This is a genomic window from Clostridium sp. UBA7503 (genome assembly GCF_002477055.1).
In the GTDB taxonomy this organism is placed as follows: domain Bacteria; phylum Bacillota; class Clostridia; order Clostridiales; family Clostridiaceae; genus Clostridium_J; species Clostridium_J sulfidigenes.
On sequence record NZ_DLNT01000050.1, the window covers coordinates 1 to 21860 of the forward strand.

General features: G+C 31.2%; 19 protein-coding genes. 3 read left to right on the forward strand and 16 right to left on the reverse strand.

The annotated features are described in order from the left end of the window. Window positions 1-45 precede the first annotated feature (45 nt). From B3630_RS14985 to rsxC, 11 genes are all read right to left on the reverse strand, one after another. The gene (locus B3630_RS14985) at window positions 46-1536 is read right to left on the reverse strand and encodes a Na+/H+ antiporter NhaC family protein (protein ID WP_346899554.1); all 1491 of its coding nucleotides are present in this window, start codon (window positions 1534-1536) and stop codon (window positions 46-48) included. Window positions 1537-1860: 324 nt separating this feature from the next. After that, window positions 1861-3351, reverse strand: a complete 1491-nt coding sequence (locus tag B3630_RS14990) for a Na+/H+ antiporter NhaC family protein (RefSeq protein WP_346899556.1) — start codon at window positions 3349-3351, stop codon at window positions 1861-1863. A 779-nt stretch (window positions 3352-4130) separates the two neighbouring features. After that, entirely contained in the window at window positions 4131-4274 is a 144-nt protein-coding gene (locus tag B3630_RS14995; RefSeq protein WP_346899558.1) for a hypothetical protein, read from the reverse strand. 199 nt (window positions 4275-4473) lie between these two features. Further along, on the reverse strand, window positions 4474-5142 hold the full coding sequence (gene deoC, locus B3630_RS15000; protein WP_346899560.1) for a deoxyribose-phosphate aldolase: 669 nt from the start codon (window positions 5140-5142) through the stop codon (window positions 4474-4476). Window positions 5143-5257: 115 nt separating this feature from the next. Further along, window positions 5258-5674, reverse strand: coding sequence for a SoxR reducing system RseC family protein (locus tag B3630_RS15005; RefSeq protein ID WP_035133667.1), 417 nt, complete (start codon window positions 5672-5674; stop codon window positions 5258-5260). Between the two features lie 68 nt (window positions 5675-5742). After that, window positions 5743-6630 (reverse strand): RnfABCDGE type electron transport complex subunit B, encoded by an 888-nt coding sequence (locus B3630_RS15010; protein WP_346899562.1) that lies wholly within the window; start codon window positions 6628-6630, stop codon window positions 5743-5745. Between the two features lie 14 nt (window positions 6631-6644). Next, window positions 6645-7223, reverse strand: a complete 579-nt coding sequence (locus tag B3630_RS15015) for an electron transport complex protein RnfA (protein WP_035133663.1) — start codon at window positions 7221-7223, stop codon at window positions 6645-6647. A 15-nt stretch (window positions 7224-7238) separates the two neighbouring features. Beyond that, complete coding sequence (rsxE, locus tag B3630_RS15020) at window positions 7239-7856, reverse strand: electron transport complex subunit RsxE (RefSeq protein WP_150842393.1); 618 nt, start codon at window positions 7854-7856, stop codon at window positions 7239-7241. 1 nt (window position 7857) lies between these two features. After that, window positions 7858-8403, reverse strand: a complete 546-nt coding sequence (locus tag B3630_RS15025) for an RnfABCDGE type electron transport complex subunit G (RefSeq protein WP_346899564.1) — start codon at window positions 8401-8403, stop codon at window positions 7858-7860. After that, entirely contained in the window at window positions 8403-9338 is a 936-nt protein-coding gene (locus tag B3630_RS15030) for an RnfABCDGE type electron transport complex subunit D (protein WP_346899566.1), read from the reverse strand. Before B3630_RS15030 ends, B3630_RS15025 begins: the two co-directional genes overlap by 1 nt. 11 nt (window positions 9339-9349) lie before the next feature. Continuing rightward, entirely contained in the window at window positions 9350-10669 is a 1320-nt protein-coding gene (gene rsxC, locus B3630_RS15035) for an electron transport complex subunit RsxC (RefSeq protein ID WP_346899568.1), read from the reverse strand. A 399-nt stretch (window positions 10670-11068) separates the two neighbouring features. Between rsxC and B3630_RS15040 the strand changes: the two genes are divergently transcribed. Further along, the gene (locus tag B3630_RS15040; RefSeq protein ID WP_346899744.1) at window positions 11069-12157 is read left to right on the forward strand and encodes a PfkB family carbohydrate kinase; all 1089 of its coding nucleotides are present in this window, start codon (window positions 11069-11071) and stop codon (window positions 12155-12157) included. Further along, the gene (locus tag B3630_RS15045; protein WP_346869572.1) at window positions 12157-13074 is read left to right on the forward strand and encodes a pseudouridine-5'-phosphate glycosidase; all 918 of its coding nucleotides are present in this window, start codon (window positions 12157-12159) and stop codon (window positions 13072-13074) included. The genes B3630_RS15040 and B3630_RS15045 overlap by 1 nt, the downstream gene beginning before the upstream one ends. A gap of 227 nt (window positions 13075-13301) precedes the next feature. Here B3630_RS15045 and B3630_RS15050 read toward each other — a convergent pair whose 3' ends face one another. The 3 genes from B3630_RS15050 to B3630_RS15060 form a co-directional block, all read right to left on the reverse strand. After that, the gene (locus tag B3630_RS15050; RefSeq protein WP_346899746.1) at window positions 13302-15053 is read right to left on the reverse strand and encodes an ATP-dependent metallopeptidase FtsH/Yme1/Tma family protein; all 1752 of its coding nucleotides are present in this window, start codon (window positions 15051-15053) and stop codon (window positions 13302-13304) included. Window positions 15054-15387: 334 nt separating this feature from the next. Next, window positions 15388-16554, reverse strand: a complete 1167-nt coding sequence (locus B3630_RS15055; protein ID WP_346899570.1) for an amidohydrolase — start codon at window positions 16552-16554, stop codon at window positions 15388-15390. 38 nt (window positions 16555-16592) lie between these two features. Then, window positions 16593-17207 (reverse strand): 3'-5' exonuclease, encoded by a 615-nt coding sequence (locus B3630_RS15060; protein ID WP_346899572.1) that lies wholly within the window; start codon window positions 17205-17207, stop codon window positions 16593-16595. A gap of 435 nt (window positions 17208-17642) precedes the next feature. Between B3630_RS15060 and B3630_RS15065 the strand changes: the two genes are divergently transcribed. After that, complete coding sequence (locus B3630_RS15065) at window positions 17643-19535, forward strand: glutamine synthetase (protein ID WP_346899574.1); 1893 nt, start codon at window positions 17643-17645, stop codon at window positions 19533-19535. A 71-nt stretch (window positions 19536-19606) separates the two neighbouring features. On the opposite strand, the gene B3630_RS15070 is transcribed toward B3630_RS15065, so the two are convergent. Continuing rightward, on the reverse strand, window positions 19607-20959 hold the full coding sequence (locus B3630_RS15070) for an NCS2 family permease (protein ID WP_346899576.1): 1353 nt from the start codon (window positions 20957-20959) through the stop codon (window positions 19607-19609). Window positions 20960-21035: 76 nt separating this feature from the next. After that, window positions 21036-21851, reverse strand: a complete 816-nt coding sequence (locus tag B3630_RS15075) for a hypothetical protein (RefSeq protein WP_346869577.1) — start codon at window positions 21849-21851, stop codon at window positions 21036-21038. Window positions 21852-21860: the final 9 nt, after the last annotated feature.

Sequence of the window (21860 nt, forward strand, 5' to 3'; positions counted from 1 at the left end):
TTGACTTAGGGTACATTTTAATTTAAAGGTTATCTTTTTATTTATTTATATCGCTGTATTTTTATCAGCATTTAAATTGCTATTTCCCTTTTTTAGTCTAACAGCTGGTTCACTTGGTAAACCGAACTTAGGAATAAATCTATCCCATCCAGTTAGAGTAAGTAATAGGATTGAAATTACAGCTACGAATGCCATAAAGTTAAATTTAATTATATCCAAAGCTGCAAATTTGTGTAACGGATATACTGAAGAAGCAATTCCTACATAGAATCCTATATATACGTGCCAAGGAATTAATTGAGATCCAAATACGCCAAGAGCATCACCGAAGGTTGCATTTCTAAGATATAGTTTATACATATCCTCTGGACTTCCTTCAACATTTTTATCAACTAATTCTTTAATAATAGGTCCAATAGTTACTATCTGAGCCATTTCATCAGCTAGAGCAGCATTACCACCTATACATAAAACACCATTCCAGAACATTAACTGTCTTACACTTCCAGATATTTTCATGACAAGAGCTGATATCGGAGCAAAAGCATCCATTTTAGCCATGATTCCACCAAAGGCACCAACCCACATCATCATTACTATAACCCAAGAACCAGCCTCACCAAATCCACTTTCAACTAAACCTAGGAAAGAAGATAAGCTTTCTACAGTTCCAGCAAAAGAACCGAAAATAAATGAAGAAGCGATTCCTAAGAATAAACATAGTAGAGTAGGTACTCCCATAATAGCTGCGGCTATAACGAGTATAAGAGGAATTACCATATAGAAAGGAACTCCATGTTTAACTTGATTTAAAAGTTCAACAGCTGCTGGTTTTTTAGCCTCGATAGCAGACCATGCTTCTGCTGGAATAGCATCAATGGCTAATTTTGCATTAGCTACATCTGTAGGTAGTTTCAGAGCTAAACTAACAACAAATATAATGATTGCAGTTATAACAAGACATGTTACTGACCAAACTCCTTGAGTTCTAATTCTATCAATAACCTCAACTTTTTGAATACCAGAACTTACAACTGTTGTATCAGAAATAAGACCAATGTTATCACCGAAACAAGCACCACCAGCTATTGAAGCTGTAGTAAGAAGAATATTTCCTCCAACTATATGGTTAAGCCATAAGAAAATAGGAGCACATGCAGCAAATGTTCCCCAAGAAGTTCCAGTTGCAACTGAAAGAATAGCAGTTACTAAGAAGCCACATACAGCAACGGTTCTTGCATTTAGTCCAAGAGATAGAGCCATATTAACTATAGAAGCACCAACTCCTGTTGACATGAAAGAATTTGCCATTGCATAGGCAAACATTAGTATAAAAAATACTAAAATAAGTTCCTTTACATTATCGATTGCTGCATCGATAAGATCGTTGAATTTAACTTTTTCTGTGATGTAGGCTACAATACATGCAAATATAGTTGCTATTGGAGCAGCTGTCAGCACGTCTACCTTCATCATCATAAGTCCTGCCAATACAAATATTGGTACAAACTTAAAGGTTGCTTTTAAAAATTTCATTTTTATATCCCCCTATAAAAAATTTACTAGAAAAATTAGTTATTTATTTAACTAGTTTTACTATAAAATTAGTTTAAAACGTTTTCTAAAAAATATCAAGTATTTTTCAGAAAAAACACATAAATTAAATAATTTAATGTAGAAGTTTAGGAGTATTTGCTAATATATGTATTATAAAAGAATAATTGTTATTATGTGTAAAGGGTTTTATGGTTATTATTAGTAAGTAAATATGAATTTTATGGAATTGCTTTTAATTTGTATAATTATCATATAAAAAAATCTCACAATAATTATTAACTATTGTGAGATTTTTTTTATTTATTATGCACAAATTTCTTTATCAGAATTGACATCAGAGGTTTGATTCTTAAGCTTAACTTTAGGTTCCCTTGGTAAACCAAAATTAGGAATGAATCTATCCAATCCAGTAATAGTAAGAAGAAGTAATGAAATTACGGTTACAAAAGCCATGACATTATATTTAATAATATCTGTAGCTATAAATGTATGTAATGGATATACTGAAGAAAGTATTCCTACATAGAATCCTATGTATACATGCCAAGGAATTAATTGAGATCCAAAAACACCTAATGAACTTGAGAAGGTAGCATTTCTAAGACGAAGTTTATAAAGATCTTCTTCACTTCCTTCAACATTTTTATCAACTAATTCTTTAATAATAGGTCCAATAGTTACTATTTGAGCCATTTCATCAGAAAGGGCAGCATTACCACCTATACTTAAAACACCATTCCAGAACATTAACTGTTTTACATTTTTAGATATTTTTAAAACAAGAGCTGATAGTGGAGCAAAGGCATCCATTTTAGCCATGATACCACCAAAGGCACCAACCCACATCATCATTACTATAACCCAAGAACCAGCCTCGCTAAATCCACTTTGAACTAATCCTAAGAAAACTGGTAGGCTTTCTACTGTTCCTGCAAAGGAACCAAGGATATAAGAAGAAATAATTCCTAGGAACAAACAAAGTAGAGTAGGTACACCCGTAACAGCGACACCTATAACAAGTAATAGCGGAATTACCATATAGACAGGTACTCCATTTTTAACTTGATTTAAAAGTTCAACAGCTGCAGGCTTTTGAGCTTCAATAGCAGACCATGCCTCTGCTGGAATAGACTCAATTGCTAGTGCAGTATTAGCAGCTTCTGTAGGCAGTTTCAGTACTACACTCATACCATAAATAATAATTGCAGACACAACAAGACAAAGGACAGACCAAACAACTTGAGCTTTTACTCTTTCAAGTATCTCAACCTTTTGAATACCAGAACTTACAACTGTAGTATCGGAAATAAGACCAATATTGTCTCCAAAGCAAGCACCACCAGCTATTGAAGCTGTAGTAAGAAGAATATTTCCTCCTAATATGTGGTTAAGCCATAAGAAGATAGGAGCACATGCAGCAAAGGTTCCCCAAGAGGTACCAGTAGCAACGGAAAGTATACCAGTTACTAAGAAGCCACATACAGCAACACTTCTTGCATTTACTCCAAGAGATAATGCTATGTTAACTATAGAAGCACCAACTCCAGTTGACATAAATGCATTTGCCATTGCGTAGGCAAACATTAGTATAAAGAATACTAAAATAAGCTCCTTTACATTATCGATGGAAGCATCGATAAGTTCATTCAGTTTAATTTTTTCTGTGATGTTGGCTACAAGGCAAGCAACTATTGTTGCTATAGGTGCTGCCGTAAGTACATTAACCTTAAGCATCATTAGACCTGCCAATACAAAGATTGGTACAAACTTTAAAAATCCTTTTAAAAATTTCATTTATGATCCCCCTATAAATAAATTAAAATGAAAATATAGTTATTTTTTTAACCATTATTTTCACATTACTAGTTTAAAACCTTTTCAGAAAAATATCAAGTGTTTTCCAGAAAAAATACATAAATTTTAGAATTTTTTATAAAAAAATTAAAAATATTGAGTTAATTAATGAAAACGATAAATTTAAAAGTAGAAATAGGTAGAAATTGCATTGAAGATAAAAATATTTGCATATATCCCATGTAAATGTTTACTAAAATTAATTTCGAAAAATTTAGTATATAAATAAAATTATAAATAAAATTTACATTTTGGTATTTATAACTTAAAATAGTATAGAATATTTCGAGTGATATGTTAAAAAAATAACATATATTATAAAAAACATGCTATTAACATTTTATAATATCAATAGCATGTTTTAAAAATTATTTACTTATTTTATAGAAATACATCCTTATTAATAATATATATATATATATTAATCTAACATCAGATTCTGTTGGTAGACCAAATTTAAGAATAAATCTGTCCAATCAGTAAGGTAAGTAGTAGTATTGATCCTACAGCTACTATTTGAGCCGTTTCATCGGAAGGAGAAGCATACCGCCTATACATAAAACGCCATCCCAGAACATTAATTATTTTACGTTTTCAGAAATTTTAAAAGCAAGAGCCGGTAATAGGGCAAAAGTATCTATTTTAGACATTACACCACCAAAGGAGCCAAAATAAGCCCACTAACTAAGAAAGATATCTCCTCCAACTATATGGTTAAGCTATAAGAAGATAGGTGCACATGCTGAGATAGTTCCCCGAGAAGTTTCGTTAGCAACTGTATGAATCCAGTTAGAAATAGTTCTTGCATTCAGCCCAAGAGATTGAGCTACATTAACGATAGAAGCATCAACTCCTGTTGACATAAAGGCACTTGCCATTGCATAAGTAAACATTAATATAAAGAATAATGTGACTAATTTTAATATATACGACAAAGCTTTAACAAATTTAATGTTGTTAACAAGAACTTAAGAAAAAAGTATAAAAATAAATAGATAAACNNGTTTATCTATTTATTTTTATAAAATTTATTTTAATTAATTTGTAAAATGAAAATAAATTCTAATAGTCAGAATCTGAATTACATAAATTATTTACAATTGCTATAGATGCACTGGCACCAAGCCTATTTGCACCAGCATTTATAACCTTCATAGCGTCTTCAGTAGTACGAACACCACCAGAAGCTTTTACTCCCATATTAGGTCCAACAACCTTTCTCATTAGAGTAATATCTTCAGGAGTTGCTCCACCTGTACTAAATCCAGTTGAAGTTTTTACAAAGTCTGCACCTGCTTCTTGTGATAATTCACAAGCCTTAACTTTTTCTTCTTCAGTTAATAGGCAAGTTTCTAAAATAACTTTAACTATAGCCTTTCCTTTAGCTGTATCAACAATTTCTTTTATATCATTTCTCACAAAGTTGTAATCCTTATCCTTTAAAGCTCCTACGTTGATAACCATGTCTATTTCATTTGCTCCAAGTTCGATAGCTCTAGCTGTTTCAAAAGCCTTAGATTTAGTATCCATAGCTCCTAGTGGAAAACCTACCACTGTGCACACAAGTACTCCAGAATCTTTTAGTTCCTTTGCTACCAACTCAGTATAACAAGAGTTTACACATACTGACTTGAATTTATAGTCCTTTGCTTCTTTGCAAATTTTTATAACCTGATCCTTGGTTGTTTCAGCTTTTAAAATAGTATGATCAATCATTGATGCTATATTCATTTTTATACCTCCTAATGGTTATAATTGACTTTGTATGATCTATATGTGAATATTATTAACTTTATATAGTAAAATATATCTTTATTAATATAACTTTCATCACATTTTAAAAAGTTTAATTTAACTTTTTAATCATCTTAAAAGAATACTTATCTTGTTTTTTATTTAGTTTAGAACTAAGTACATAAGAAATTACCATGGCTACTAAAGCCAGTAGCACTGAATATACTTCAGAATTAGCTAAATTAAGCTTATTAAATATGTATAGACATATTATAAGAGTAATTACTGTAATAATGGTAGGGAAGGCATAGGCCCAAAATGTCATGTTGCTAAAAACCTTATTATCCATTGATACTAAAACTCTTTCACCAACAGTAGCGTGTTCTGTATTTTTCAATTCTACCAATATAGTATCTTTAGGACATCCAGATTTACAAGAGGAACATCCACCACCACAACCACCTTTTTTTACAAAAGCAACAGTAGCTATATCTCCATTAATTTTCTTTATAATACCTTCTTCTTGCACGAAATCACCTCCAAATAAATATAGAAGGCTAAAAAGCCTTCTATATTATAACATAAAATTAAATTTATTTATACTGTAGCATTGTTAATTTTAGAAGAAGTAGCTTCACTACCTGCCTTAGCAGGAGATGGTACTGCTTCTTTTTTTAATGCAGGTTTTCTAAGGTTTAATATGGAGTTCTTTGGACATTTATTTGCACATATTCCACAGCTAACACATTTTGTGTAATCAAATACTGGAATATTATTTACTATCTCGATAGCATCTTTAGGGCAGTTTTTCATACAAATACCACAACCGATACAGCCTACATCACAAACATCCATAACTTCTTTACCTTTATTTTTGTTATTACAATCTATTCTAACCTTAGATTTTTTAGGGACAAGATGAATCAATGTTTTTGGACAAGCAGATATACAAGCACCACAAGCGACACATTTTTCTTCATCTATAGAAGCTACACCATTAACTATGGATAGTGCACCAAATTCACAAGCCTTCACACAAGAACCTAGACCTAAGCATCCAAATTCACAAGCTTTAGAACCACCACCAGGGGCTACGGAAGCTTGGTTACAGTCTAAAATTCCTACATAGTTATATTTTTCTCTTGCAACATCAGAAGTTCCTTTGCATCTTACAAAAGCTACCATTGGTTCAGCTGTTGATGCTTCAACTCCAAGAATTGAAGATATCTTTTCAACTGCCTCAGCACCTCCAGGGCTACATTTGTTAATTGCAGCCGTACCCATAACTACAGCTTCTGCATAAGCATCACATCCAGCAAATCCACATCCACCACAGTTTGCACCAGGTAAACATTCTCTTACTAGAGGGATTCTTTCATCAACTTCTACTTTAAATTTACTGTTTGCATATCCTAATAGGGCACCAAATACTAATCCAAGACCACCTAGGCTGACTACTGGATATACTAAATTTGATAAATCCATTTAAATTCCCTCCTTTAAACTAAACCACTGAATCCATAGAATGCAATAGCCATTAATCCAGCTGTTATTAGAGAAATTGGTAACCCTCTAAAAGCAGCTGGCATATCAGTATTATCTTCCATTCTCTCTCTTAAACCTGCAAGTATTACTATAGCTAGTACATATCCAAGAGCTGCTCCAATAGTATTAGATAATGATTGAGCTAATCCATACTGTTTATCTATGTTTGTAACAGCAACACCAAGTACTGCACAGTTAGTTGTGATAAGAGGTAAGAAGATACCTAGAGATCTATAAAGACCAGGTTGGATTTTCTTAATAACAATCTCAACAAATTGTACTAATGCTGCAATAACCAGGATAAAAGCTAAGGTTGATAGATATTCCATTTTAAATGGAACTAAAATTAACTTATTTACCACGAAGGTAATAAGAGTAGCTAGTAACATTACAAAGGTAACAGCTGCACCCATACCTTTAGCAGTTTCTGTCTTTTGAGAAACTCCAAGGAAGGAACATATACCTAGAAACTGCCCTAATATTACGTTGTTAACTAAAAGGGCTCCTATAAATATAGTAAATAATTCTTTCATTAAATTTCACCTTCCTTATTTTGTAGTTTCAGATTTTTTAGCTTTTGAAATCTTATATTGATTCAAGCATGCTAAAAGTATACCAAGAGTTATGAAAGCTCCAGGAGCAGATGTCATAACCATAGCTGGAACATAAGATTTTGGTAGGAATTGTAACCCGTAGAATGTTCCATTACCAAGTACTTCTCTAAAGGTTGCTAATACAACTATAGCAAGTCCAAATCCAAGTCCCATACCAATGGCATCAAAAATTGAAGGTAATACTTTATTTTTTGATGCATATGCTTCAGCTCTACCTAAGATAACACAGTTAACTACTATAAGAGGTAAGAATATTCCAAGAGACTTATATAAGTCAGGAATATAAGCTTGTAATAAGAACTGTATTAAAGTAACGAAGGTAGCGATAACTACTATATAAGCAGGTATTCTGATTTTATCAGGAACAAGTTTTCTAATTAAAGATATAACAGCATTTGATCCAATTAATACTAAGGTAGAAGCTAGAGCCATACCAGCAGCATTCTTTACACTACTTGTAACAGCAAGAGTAGGACACATAGCTAGTACTTGTATGAAAACTGGATTTTCGGTAATAATACCTGTTTTTAATCTATTAACTAATTCTTTCATTCTACTTTGCTCCTTTCAAGTTTGTATTGTAGTAATTTATAGCAGTGTTTACACCATTAGTTACTGCTTTAGAAGTAATTGTTGCACCAGTAATTGCTTGGATATCTGATCCAACAGTAAGTTCCTTTTCAGAAGAAAGACCTTTAAATTGTGCTGCAAAAGAAGGATCATCCTTTGCTTTAGAACCAAGACCTGGAGTTTCAGTATGACTTAAAATTGTAATACCGGAAACAGCTCCTTCAGCATCGATACCAACCATTAATTCAATTTTTCCACCATAGCCTGATGAGTTAACTTGAAATACATAACCTGCATCATTTCCACTAGTTTTAGCTTTAAATATACCTGTTACGTTTTCATCAGCAATACCATCTTTTAATTCTGAAAATTCTTCTGCCTCTAAGACAACTTTCATAGCAGCAGCTTGGTCCTCTTTAGCTTTGGCTTCAATTGGTGCTCTAGTAATATCATAAGCAAAGGCAAGGATTAGACCAGCAATTGCGGTAATTGCAAGTAGAATTCCTCCTAATTTTAAATTTTCTTTCATTATTTTGCACCTCCGAACACACGTGGATTCGTCCATTTATCAATCATTGGAACTAATAAGTTCATTATTAAGATTGAGTAAGAAACACCTTCTGCATAACCACCGTATAAACGAATTAATGATGTTAATAAACCACAACCAACACCGAATATGATTTGACCTTTTCTAGTCATAGGAGATGTAGTATAATCAGTAGCCATGAATATAGCACCAAGCATTAATCCACCTATGAATATTTCATATATTCCATTTCCTTGCATAAATCCATCTCTACCTAAAACTGTAGTTATTACAAAAACTGTACCAATATACGTAGCGGGTATGTGCCATGTTATAACTTTTCTATATAATAGATAAGCTCCACCAAGAAGAAGGGCGAAAGCAGAAACTTCTCCGATACATCCAGCTAGGTTAGTACCAAGGAATGCATCTAGAGTATCAGGAAGTAATCCACCACCATTACGAAGTATAGCAAGTGGAGTAGCTTTAGTTACACCATTTATAGTCCATTCAGTCATCTGACTTGGATATGCAGCAAGCAAGAATGCTCTTCCAGCTAGGGCAGGGTTCATAATATTTTGACCAAGACCGCCAAAAAAACATTTAACAACAATAATAGCAAATGCACTACCAACAGCAACCATCCAAAGAGGAAGTGTAGGTGGCAAGTTAAAAGCAAGTAGTAATCCAGTAATAACTGCACTTAAATCTTTTAAGGAATTTGGTCTTTTAGTTATTTTATTAAATAAGTATTCGCTAAGCATTGCAGAAGCAACAGCAGTTAGCATAACTAATGCTGCATCTATCCCAAAGAAATAAATACCTGCTATAGTAGCTGGTACTAAAGCAATTAGTACATCTCTCATTACAGTTGAGACTGTTTCCTTAGATTTGATATGTGGCGATACTGATACGTTATATAAATTTCCAGACATTATGTTCACCTCTACTTTTTCTTTTTATTAGCTATAACTCTTTTTTTACCCTCTTTGCAAGTTTGAGTTAAATTTCTCTTAGCAGGGCAAGAATAGCTACAAGCACCGCATTCAATGCAGTTAAGTCCACCAAACTTTTCAAAGTTTTCATAATCGCCTCTTACAACTTGAGCATTAAGTTTATTTGGAAGCAAGAACATTGGACATGCATTAACACATTTCCCACATCTGATACAGTTTGATTCAATAGTAGGCACAGCTTCTGATTTTGTTAAGCAAAGTATGCCAGAAGTACCTTTTATTGCAGGAATGTCTAAAGTAAATAGTGCAGTTCCCATCATTGGACCACCGCTAAGAACTTTAACAGGCTCTTCGTTAAATCCATCACAATAATCGACAAGTTCTCTCAAGCTTGTACCAAATTTAACTCTTAGGTTTTTTGGAGTTTTTATTGCACCTCCAGTAACAGTAACTATTCTTTCAGTAAGTGGTTTACCAAGAATAACTGCTTCTCTTATAGCAAAAATAGTAGCTACGTTTTGAACTATGCAACCAGCATCTGCAGGTAGTTTTCCAGTTGGAACTTCTCTTTTAGTAACAGAATAGATTAACTGTTTTTCTGCACCCTGTGGATATTTAGTTTTAAGTTCTGCTATTTCAACATTTTTAATAGGTTCTACAACCGCTTTCATTATTGTTATAGCATCACTTTTGTTGTTCTCAATACCTAAGAAGATTTTTACTTCAGGAAACATTTGAGAAAGGATTTCTAAACCTTCAGCTATCTCATTAGAATATTGTAGCATTAACTGATGGTCACAAGTTAAGTAAGGTTCGCATTCAGCTGCATTGATAACAATAGTATCAATATTACATTCTTTTGGTGGGTTTAGCTTTACATGAGTTGGAAAGCATGCACCGCCAAGACCTACAATACCAGCTTCTTGAATTATCTCTAATAGCTCATTTTTAGATAAATTCTTATAATTTTCGTGTGGTGTATAGGCTATTTCTTCATAGGTATTATCGTTTTCAATAATAACGCTCATAACCTTCGAACCATTTGAGGTAAGCATAGGTGTTACATTTTTAACTATTCCAGATATACTAGAATAGATATTAGATGAAACAAAAGATGTGCTTGCACCAATTTTTTGTCCAACTACAACTTTATCTCCCTTTTTTACAATAGGTTCACATGGAGCCCCTATATGTTGGCTCATAGGGAACACTAAATCACCCTTTGGAAGATAGGTTTCAATTTCTTTTTTTTCTGAAAAATGTTTTCCGTGAGGCGGATGAATGCCTCGTTTAAAAGTTAATAGTCCCATAATATTCCTCCATTCCTATAGTATAAATTATAAAGACATTGTATTAATGACTCCTATAGTACAAACTTTATTATAACTCGAAAATCTTTATGGCGCAATATATTGAATTGTTTATATGATTTAAGAATAATTAAAACTATAGTGGATAAATTAAAAATTAAATAGAAAATAATGCATACATTGTCTAATATTAAGGTATTATTTACATAAATTTAGATAATATAATTCCATACCCGTAATAAATTACAAATTTTAAGGAATATTATAGTGAGCAAAACTAAATATAAATTTATTGCATTAAAATTTATCAATAAAATATTATTGCATTAATTTTTATAGTATGCTAAAATTAAGTAAGCAAATCTTTATAAAATAAGCAAATATTAAGAGGAGAAAATGATGACAAATAGAGAAGAAGAAATATTAAATCTTATAAAGGATAACCCCTTAATATCTCAAAATGAAATAGCAGATATTCTTAAGATTACTAGGTCATCTGTAGGAGTACATATAGGAAACCTTATAAAAAAAGGATATATCTCAGGTAGAGGATATGTAATGAGTAAAGAAAATTTTGTATCTATAATAGGGGGAACTAATATAGATATAGTAGGATTTTCTAATGATGAGTTAAGACTTAATGATTCTAACCCTGGAAATATAAAATTTTCTTTAGGTGGGGTTGGTAGGAATATAGGTGAAAATTTGTGTAGATTAGAAGTTTCTACAAAACTAATTTCTGTTATTGGTAATGATATGTATGGTCGTAAGATTATAGATGAAGGCAGAGAAATTGGTTTAGATTTAGAATATAGCCTTAAATTAGATGGAGAATCTACATCTGTATATATGTCTGTTCTTGATTATTCTGGAGATATGAAAGTAGCAATTTCATCCATGGATATCTATGATAAGATGACCATAGAATTTATTAAAACTAAAAAATCAGTAATTGAAAGTTCTAGAATATGTATTATAGACACTAATATTCCTAAGGAAGTAATAGAGTATGTAGTTAATAACTTTAAAAATACAAAATTTTTCTTAGATACAGTATCATCATCTAAGGCAGTTAAGGTAAAGGACATCATTCATAAGTTTCATACAATAAAACCTAATAAAATTGAAGCTGAGATTTTATCTGGAATGAAAATTAGTACTATGGATGAGGTGGAAAAAGTTAGTGATTACTTTTTGAACTTAGGTGTAAAAAATGTATTTATAAGTCTAGGTGAAGAAGGAGTATATTATAATGATGGGATAAGCAAAGGATTATTTACTCCACCTAAAGTTAAAGTTGTCAATGCTAACGGTGCAGGGGATGCTTTTGTTGCTGGATTAGTATACTCAAGTATGAATAATTTTGATTTAATACATACTTTGAAGGTTGCTTCAGCCTGTTCTTCACTGGCAATTACTCATAAAGATACTATTAATCCAAATATGTCTTTGGAAAATATAAATAAAAAATTGGAGGAGATTAAATAATGTTAGAAAAATATTTAGATATAAACCCAGAGGTAAAAGCAGCATTAATGGAAGGAAAGCCAGTAGTTGCTTTAGAATCAACTATAATATCTCATGGAATGCCTTACCCTAAAAATGTAGAAACTGCATTAAAAGTGGAAAGCATAATTAGAGAAAATGGAGCAATCCCAGCAACTATAGCTATTCTTGAAGGAAAATTAAAGGTTGGATTAACAACTGAAGAAGTTGAGTTTTTAGGAAAAACTTCTGGAGTAATAAAAACTAGCAGAAGGGATATACCTTTTATAGTTGCTAATAAACTAAATGGAGCTACTACAGTTGCATCTACAATGATTATTGCAGCACTTGCTGGAATTAAGGTATTTGCTACAGGTGGAATTGGAGGAGTTCATAGAGGTGCTGCACAGACTATGGATATATCAGCTGACCTTGAAGAATTAGCTATGACTGACGTAGCTGTAGTATGTGCTGGGTGTAAATCTATTCTTGATATAGGGTTAACTCGTGAATACTTAGAAACTAAGGGAGTACCTGTGGTAGGATTCCAAACAGAAGAATTACCAGCATTCTACACAAGAAAATCTGGATTTAAAGTAGACTATAAAATGGATAGTGAAGAAATCCTTGCAAAAGCATTAAAGGCTAAATGGGATTTAGGTTTAGAGGGTGGTATGGTTGTTGCAAACCCAATACCAGAAGAATTTGAAATGGACTATGATACAATTAATAATGCTATAGAAACAGCTGTTAAGGAAGCGGAAGAAAAAGGGATAGTAGGAAAAGAAAGTACACCATTCTTACTTTCTAAGGTTAAAGAGATTACAGGAGGATCAAGTTTAGAATCTAACATTCAATTAGTATTTAATAATGCTAAGGTTGGAGCAAAACTAGCAGTAGAGCTATCTAAGCTACAATAGTATTTTAAACGATATATAACTAGATAAGCTTTAATTTCAGGTGAAACTTATCTAATATATAACATATAATATTACCTATATAAAATATAAAAGGTATGAAACCTAGAAATTCAAAATGGTTTCATGCCTTTTTATATATATAAGTACAGGTATGCTACACTAATAATTAGCATTAAAATAAAAACCTAAGGAAATACCCCTAGGTTTCAAAGACTATTGTGCATAGATTAGCTTGTTTTACCATATATTAGATTAAGAATGTCATCAGTATATAGAGTTTCTTTTAAAAGTAATTCTTCAGATAGCTTAACTAATAAATCTAAATTATTATTTAAGGTGTTTTTAACTTCGTTATACAATTCATCCAGTACAGATTTACACTCTTCCAATACTACTGTAGTATAATAATCAGTAGATATTCCTTGCATTTCTGAAAGTCTTAAAAGACCTACAGATTTTCCCATACCATATTCACATACCATATTATTAACTATATTGGTAGTTTTCTTTAAATCATTGAAGGCTCCTGTAGTTATTTTTTCTTCGCCAAAGATAATTTCTTCGGCAGCTCTTCCACCCAATAAAACCATGATTTTTCTTTTTAAATAATCTAGATTAGTGTAGGTGTTATCTTCACCTATAGTCAAAGTGTATCCACCTGCACCCTTAGAGGTAGGGATTATAGTTATTTTAGAGATTTTTTCTTCTGGAACCTTTAAGTAGGAAATCAATGCATGTCCAACTTCATGGTAAGCAGTAATTTTCATATCTTCTTCTTTAAGAGCTTCTTTATCTAATTTTTCATGACCAGCAACTACTATTGAAAAGGCTTTATCCATATGTTCACCAGTGATATATGGGGCATCTTCTTTGCATGCAATTATAGCAGCTTCATTTACTAAATTTTCTAATTTAGCACCAGAAAAATAGGCTGTATTATGTGCGATATCTCTTATGTTCATATCACTTACTGGTTTATTTTTAAAGTGAAGGTTTAATATTTTTTCTCTTGCATTAATATCTGGAAGAGACACCTCTATATGTCTATCGAATCTACCAGGTCTTAAAAGAGCTTCATCTAATATATCAAGTCTATTAGTAGCTGCTATAACTACAATACCTTCACTTTCTTTAAATCCTGACATCTCAGTTAGCAGAGCATTTAAGGTTTGATCCTTTTCATCAGAATTACCAGATTTATTAGAACTACGTTGCTTACCTATAGCATCGATTTCATCTATAAAAATAACAGCTTTACCATGAGTCTTAGCTTTCTTGAATAAATTTCTAATTCTACTTGCACCTACTCCAACATACATTTGAACAAAGTCTGAACCAGATACAGCATAGAAAGGAACATTAGCTTCACCAGCTATAGCTTTTGCTAATAGAGTTTTCCCAGTTCCGGGATCTCCATAAAGAATTACACCTTTAGGCATTCTTGCGCCGTAAGAAGCATATTTTTCTGGATTTTTAAGAAAATCTACTATATCCTTTAAACTTTCTTTAGCTTCATCATTACCAGCTACAGAATTAAATCTAAATTTATCCTTAGAAACACTTTGTCCATCAATTGCAGTAATAGAAGTCATTGATCCACCAGAACTATTCCTTTTTATAGCCATAAATATAGTAGTTACAGCAGAAAGGCTGAGGAATATAACTGCTATACGTTGATTTGTTGGTAAAGTTGATGAGCTTTCAACTGAAATACCTTCTTTTAAAAGAGTTTCTTTAAGCGTATTACTATTAGGATTATCTGTAGAATATTTACTTCCAAATTTATCCACAACGGTAATTTTAGGTGTTTGAGACATGGATACTTTAGATATATTATTAATTTCTAAATCCAGTAAAAAATCTGAATATGTTTTATAGGGTATTGTAGCTGCACCTATATTTAATAAAATTAAAGCCACAATTGATAGTACTAAAATACTTAAAGGAATAATAATTAAATTCTTTTTAATGTTATCTATCAATAATCTTACCTCCTTAAAATTTGCATATATTTTTTATAAAATAAAATTTAATATATACAATATAAAATGATTAAAGAATAAGGTTTTATCTATAAAAAGATTGTTTCATGCTGTAATTAGTATTATACAAAATTTAAAACTAAAGTCCACAAATTAACCTAAGATTTGTAAATGTAAGTTATGGTAGAATTGTAAAGATAAGAAGTGGAATATGTAATAATAAAATATACCTAGCTACATATCAATGTAACTAGGCATACTCTAAATAAGGAATCCCCTAATAATATTCTGTTATATTTTATTTATATACATAAATTAATCACTAATTAAATTAGAATTGATTTTTAACTACTGTACCATCAATCATTACCAGTTTAACAGTATTTCTAAGATCAAAAGGATGTCCATTATATATTATAATGTCTGCATCTTTTCCTATTTCAATGCTACCAACTCTATGATCAGCATTTATTGCACGTGCTGGATTTATGGTAATAGATCTTAAAGCCTCTTCTTCATCCATTCCTTCTCTAGCAGCAAGGGCAGCGCATAGAGATATATATTGAAGTGGAATTACAGGATGATCTGTCATAATGGAAACCTTTATTCCAGCTTTGTTTAAAATCATAGGAGTTTTAAATGTTAAATTTTTCAGTTCTACTTTACTTCTATCAGATAAGCTTGGACCTATAATTATAGATTTTATATGTTCATCTTTAAGGCTTTCGGTTATTAAATGTCCTTCAGTACAATGTTCCAAAGAAAGGTTTAAATCAAATTCTTTAGCTATTCTAATAGCAGTAAGAATATCATCAGCTCTGTGAGCATGAGATTTCAATGGAATTTCCTTTCTGATGACCTTTGCTAAGGCTTCTAACTTCATGTCAAAGTCTGGAGCTTTATCATTACCTTTTTTGAAGGCTTCTTGTTTTTCTACATAATTTTTAGCTTTTATTAAATTTTCACGAAGGATAGCTGCGGTAGCCATTCTAGTACTTGGAGTAACTTTTTTACCGCTATAAACTCGCTTAGGGTTTTCTCCAAAGGCAGATTTCATAGCAGTACACTCATTAATAACCATATCATCTATAGTTTTTCCATAAGTTTTCATAGTTGCGAAGGTTCCACCTATTACATTAGCACTTCCAGGACCAGTTGCTACAGTTGTAATACCAGCCTCTAATGCTTCTTGAAAACATTTGTCCACAGGATTTATTGCATCTATAGCTCTAAGATGAGGTGTAACTGGATCAGTAGTTTCATTTCCATCACTACCTTCAAATCCTAATCCATCTTCCCACATTCCAATATGACAATGAGCATCAATAATACCTGGCATTAAAAAGCCGTTTTTCCCATCGATAATTTCTATGTTTTCAGGAATTGCTATGTTTGAACCAAGGTTGCATATTTTGCCATTATCAATTAATATAATACCATTTTTAATAATTTCATCTTCCGTCATAGTGTGGATAGTAACATTTTTAATAGCTATCATTTAAATCACTCCTAAAATAAAAGTTTTAATTCACAGTATTACTTAAATTGTAACATATTAGTAAAAAATTTTGGAGGAATTAATCCAGATTTTATTCCTTGAATTACTAACATATAAGCACAAGTTGTGTCAAATCTTGCATCATGGTAGCCAGATGTCTCACCAAATAGAGAAGTGCATTTATTTTGAAGAGAATCTTCCTTAAGGTTTAAAAAGTTTATCACTTCTCCAAGAGAAGGATTTTTTAATAAGCCTCTAGAATTAGTAGCTTTACATATTTCTTTATAATATGACATAGTACAAAATGAACCTTTAGGATTAAAAGGAATATCTAAAAATTCTAGTTCACTTTTTAAAAATTTAATATCAAATTGAACATTGTGTCCAATAATTATATCACTATTGATAAAATCATCTATAAATTCCTCATAAGTATCTTCGAAATATTTTCCATTACTCAGTTCGTAGAGCTTTTCTAAAGAAAAGCCATGTACAGCTTCAGCACTTTCACTCATTTCTTCTACAGTGAAGAAATAATTTTTACCTACTGTTGTTTGAGGTTTTGTGCTAGTATCAACAGTAATATATGACAATTGACATATATTACCTGGTTTTATACTAGTAGTTTCAGTATCGAAAAATAATAATTTCATAAATCTATTCTCCTTAATTTCTTATATAAACTATATATTTATTAAATTTAGTCAACTTTAGCCAATAAATTAATAGTATAATTCTATTAAAGTTATGTCAATATATTGGGTAATTTTAGAGTTCTAAATTTTGTATGAATTTTATAATTAATAGAAAGAATAATTTGAATGAGAAAAAATATTATAAATATTAAAATATTTAGGCGAATTTTATATTGGGTTAATTAAATATTTTACGAAAGGTGAAAAGGTTTAACTTGCAATGTAAAGGATTATATATTAACAAAAAGTAAAAAATTAATATATTGTTAATAAAAAAGCGATAAATAACTATATATATTAACTTATTGTTAATAAAATTGATTATATTCATTATTTTTATATTATGCTATAATGCAAATATTGAACACAATTATAAAAGGGGGCTTATATTATATGAGTTTATTATTTGTAATACCTACTAATAAACAAAATAAAGAGGAGTTACTAAAAATACTTCAGCAGTATAAGGAAATAAAATTTGTTTCTCTAGTTGGTATTGACTTTTTAGGTAATGATACAGACGAAAAAATTCCTGTTAAAAATTTCATAGAAGATATTGAGACATTTTTACATGGTACAGCTGTCCAGACTGATGGATCATCTGTAATATTACCGGGAATAGCTACCCTTAATAATGCAAAGGTAGATATGAAGGTTGATTTAACTTGTAATTGGTATGTAGATTACAATTATGATTATATAGATGAAGAAACAAATAAACCAGTAGGAACTATTAGAATGCCATGTCACTTATATCATGAAGATATTGCCGTAGATTCTAGGTATATACTAAAAAATTCTGTAGATCACTTTAGAGTTTCCATGATGAAGTTATTTGAAGAAAATCCACAGTTTTTAGCTAACTTTGACATTAACTATGATGAGATAGAGGATGTAAGTATCACAGCAGCAACAGAATTAGAGTTTTGGGTAAATACTCCAAATGAATTAGCTGAAATAGAAGAATTATCCACATCGCAAGTATTAAAGGAGCAGTACTGGAAGAGAACCAAGGGTCCTGTAAGAACAGCATTAGAAAAATCTTTAGATTTATTAGCTAAATATGGTCTAGAACCAGAAATGGGGCATAAAGAAGTAGGGGGAGTTAAAGCTAAACTATCTGAATCAGGAGTTCTAACTCACATAATGGAACAATTAGAAGTGGATTGGAAGTTTTCTACAGCTCTTCAAACTTGTGATAATGAGCTTTTGGTAAGAGGTTTAATCAAAGAAACTTTTAGAAAGAATGGTCTCGAAGTTACATTCCAAGCTAAACCAATTGAAGAAGTAGCAGGAAATGGAGAACATTTACATGTAGGCGTTACTTTAAAGCTTAAAAATGGTAAGATGATGAATCTATTCCATAGTTATGCTGAAAAAGACTTTTTAAGTGAGGTAGGATATGGAGCAATAATGGGGGTATTAAAGAATTATGAAGTAATAAATCCCTTTGTTTCTTCAAACTATGATGCATTACAAAGATTAAAACCAGGTTTTGAAGCGCCAGTATGTATAGTAACTTCATTAGGATTTACTAAAGATGTGCCTTCAAGAAATAGAACTATCCTTGTTGGACTAGTGAGAGATGCAATTAATCCAATGGCTACTAGGTTTGAGTTGAGATCACCAAATCCTAATACAAATATTTATTTAGTATTATCTTCAGTTATAATATCTATGGTAGATGGAATAAGCTATGTAGTTACAAATAATAAAAGTAGAGAAGAACTTTTAGCAGAACTTTCTAAAAAACCAGGAGAAAAAACTTCTTACCTAGAGGAAAGCAGATGTTATAGAAGTGAAGAAGATGTATTTGAATTCTATACAGAGGCAGAAAGAGAAGAGTATTTTGGTAAGGCGCCAAGTACTGTATATGAAAATTTATTAGCTTTTGAAGATGAATTCAGAGTACATGTTTTAACTAAAGATGGAGTAATAACTAATAAAGTAATTAAAGGATATAAGGAAGCTGTACTTGAAAGATGGACTACTGAGTTAGAGCATAGAATTCTTCCGAACTATTCTAATGAAATTAGAAATATTAGAAGATCTAATGGGGATGATTTTATGGAGTATGATCTTGAAAAATGGAGTGAAATAAATAAGCTAAGAGAAAAACTTATGAAAGATAATTATGTAAGTAAAAGCTTATTTACTCAAATGAGAGAAGCAATTAATGATAAAAATTATAAAGAATTATCTGAGTTACAATTAATTGTAGATGAAGATATGATAAGACTAAGAAGGTTATATATGAATTATAGAAGAAATCTTATGGATATATAGATATACAAAAGGTAATCACTGAAAAATTTTCAGCGGTTACCTTTTTAAATTAATTATAACTAAAACATAAATTACATAAATATAAGTTTTAGTATAAATATGATGGATAGAATATACATTACTATTGAGATTGGTTTTTTATTTTCTTTCTTACCAAATATGTTATTTAATAAGTTTATTAATGTATATGAAAGAACTCCAAGGGTAAGACCATCACCGATACTATAACATAATGGCATTGCAGCTATAGTAATGAATGCAGGGAAGCCTTGAGTAAAATCTGTAAAGTCTATTTTCATAACACTTTCTAACATCATAAAACCAATCCAAATTAAGCAAGGAGCTGTAGCACAACCAGGTATAGATATAAATATTGGAGATAGGAACATTGCCAATAAGAATAGAATACCCGTAGTAACAGCTGTTAGTCCAGTTCTTCCACCTTCACTAACTCCAGCTGCGCTTTCTACATAAGTAGTAACGGTTGAAACTCCAACTAAAGAACCAAAGGTGGTTCCTATAGCATCTACTAGTAGAGCCTTTCTTGCCATTGGTACATTACCATCTTTATCTAACATATTTGCCTTAGAGCATACACCAACTAAAGTACCAACTGTATCAAAAAAATCTACAAACAAGAAAGTAAGACAAATTGTTATAAAATTAAGAAGAGCTGAACTATTAGTGAATACGGAGAAGTCAAGCTTGAATGCAATTGATTTGATAGATTCATATTTGAATAATCCATTTGGAAGATATATGCCAGCGGCAGTAGCTCCTTCAGGATTTATAACTGCATATATCCAACCAATTATAGAACAAATCAGAATGGACCAAAGCATAGCTCCCTTAATATTTTTAGAGTTCAAAACAGCTATAATAAGAATGCCAATAACTGCGATTATAGCGCTAGGAGCTACCATAGAACCTAGCGATACAAGGGTAGCTTCATTAGATACTACAATACTAGCACCTGTTAAACCTATAAAAGCAATAAAAAGTCCAATACCAGCAGTAACAGCATGCTTCATTGTAAGTGGAATACAATTAACCACAGCTTCACGCACTCTAGTTACAGATAGAATGATGAAAATTATACCTTCTACAAAAACAGCAGTAAGTGCTACTTGCCATGGAACACCCATGGCACCGCATACTGTAAATGCGAAGAAGGCGTTAAGTCCCATACCAGATGCCAGTGCAAAAGGTGCGTTAGCATATAGTCCCATGAGTATAGTAGTAAGTCCCGCAGCTAGACATGTAGCAGTTACAAGTGCTCCAGCAGTACCATCACCCATAGCAGTACTAAGGAAATTAGGATTTACAGCAATAATGTAAGCCATTGTTAGAAAAGTAGTAATTCCAGCAACAATTTCACGCTTTACGTTAGTTCCATTTTCACTAAGTTTAAAATACTTGTCCATATAAATCCCCCTAATATTAATAGATATAATTATTAATATTAGTATAATATTAAAATATTACCATAAAATATATTTATTACATATAAATTATAAAAGGTACAATTTCCAACACTCTCTTATCAGAAGGAAATTCGTTGTTATAGTTTAAATGAGAAACAAAGTCTTTATAGTTGCTATGAGATGTAATAAAACCCCATAATAATTTAGATACTAAAGGGTTGCTATCAATAATATTATGATTTGACTGAGGATAGTCATAACTTGCTATTTCACCGACAATTGTACAAGGTCTACCAATATAACACTCTATGTCCATAGATGCATGTTTACTACAAACAGAAGTAATAACTAAAGTATCTGAATCAAAAGGAAAGGAGGTAGGATATTTTAATACTTTATCTTCTGTTAAAGATTTTATATTTCTTTTTATCCAATTAATCATAGAGGTATTATCTATATCAGAAGTTATTTGTTGAAACTCAAGTAATTCTAATGTATTTCTTAAAAGTTCTAAAGTACTATCTGATTTTTCTATAGTACACTGGAACTCTACAATATCGCCAGGAGAAATTGTATTTAAGTCATTATTTGATTTTAAAGATTTGATTGCATTGTTTCGATTTAATAAAGTTTCTAGATTTATAAATAAATTAATAGATGAATTTTCTATTTCATCTATTGATTTTCTTTGAGTGCTTTTAGATAAAGTCACTGTAGCGGAACCTTGAATAATTTTTCCACAAGTTAGTTCAGACAATGGTAGAGTAGCTTGAATTGTAGTTTCTTCTCTTTTTCCACTTATTTCAATGTTTTCATATCTATTTATAGCTATTTTATACATATCTCTAATAGTATCACCGTTAATATAGTAAGGCATAAAGATGTTCTTCATATTATAACT

Bases quoted from the DNA above. Each gene is read 5' to 3' on its own strand.
- B3630_RS15045 (WP_346869572.1), top strand. From the start codon at position 12,157: ATGTTAGAAAAATATTTAGATATAAACCCAGAGGTAAAAGCAGCATTA.
- rsxE (WP_150842393.1), bottom strand. From the start codon at position 7,856: ATGAAAGAATTAGTTAATAGATTAAAAACAGGTATTATTACCGAAAAT.
- deoC (WP_346899560.1), bottom strand. From the start codon at position 5,142: ATGAATATAGCATCAATGATTGATCATACTATTTTAAAAGCTGAAACA.
- B3630_RS15030 (WP_346899566.1), bottom strand. From the start codon at position 9,338: ATGTCTGGAAATTTATATAACGTATCAGTATCGCCACATATCAAATCT.
- B3630_RS15040 (WP_346899744.1), top strand. From the start codon at position 11,069: ATGACAAATAGAGAAGAAGAAATATTAAATCTTATAAAGGATAACCCC.
- B3630_RS15065 (WP_346899574.1), top strand. From the start codon at position 17,643: ATGAGTTTATTATTTGTAATACCTACTAATAAACAAAATAAAGAGGAG.
- B3630_RS14995 (WP_346899558.1), bottom strand. From the start codon at position 4,274: ATGTCAACAGGAGTTGATGCTTCTATCGTTAATGTAGCTCAATCTCTT.
- B3630_RS14990 (WP_346899556.1), bottom strand. From the start codon at position 3,351: ATGAAATTTTTAAAAGGATTTTTAAAGTTTGTACCAATCTTTGTATTG.
- rsxC (WP_346899568.1), bottom strand. From the start codon at position 10,669: ATGGGACTATTAACTTTTAAACGAGGCATTCATCCGCCTCACGGAAAA.
- B3630_RS14985 (WP_346899554.1), bottom strand. From the start codon at position 1,536: ATGAAATTTTTAAAAGCAACCTTTAAGTTTGTACCAATATTTGTATTG.
- B3630_RS15060 (WP_346899572.1), bottom strand. From the start codon at position 17,207: ATGAAATTATTATTTTTCGATACTGAAACTACTAGTATAAAACCAGGT.
- B3630_RS15015 (WP_035133663.1), bottom strand. From the start codon at position 7,223: ATGAAAGAATTATTTACTATATTTATAGGAGCCCTTTTAGTTAACAAC.
- B3630_RS15010 (WP_346899562.1), bottom strand. From the start codon at position 6,630: ATGGATTTATCAAATTTAGTATATCCAGTAGTCAGCCTAGGTGGTCTT.
- B3630_RS15075 (WP_346869577.1), bottom strand. From the start codon at position 21,851: ATGAAGAACATCTTTATGCCTTACTATATTAACGGTGATACTATTAGA.
- B3630_RS15055 (WP_346899570.1), bottom strand. From the start codon at position 16,554: ATGATAGCTATTAAAAATGTTACTATCCACACTATGACGGAAGATGAA.
- B3630_RS15070 (WP_346899576.1), bottom strand. From the start codon at position 20,959: ATGGACAAGTATTTTAAACTTAGTGAAAATGGAACTAACGTAAAGCGT.
- B3630_RS15025 (WP_346899564.1), bottom strand. From the start codon at position 8,403: ATGAAAGAAAATTTAAAATTAGGAGGAATTCTACTTGCAATTACCGCA.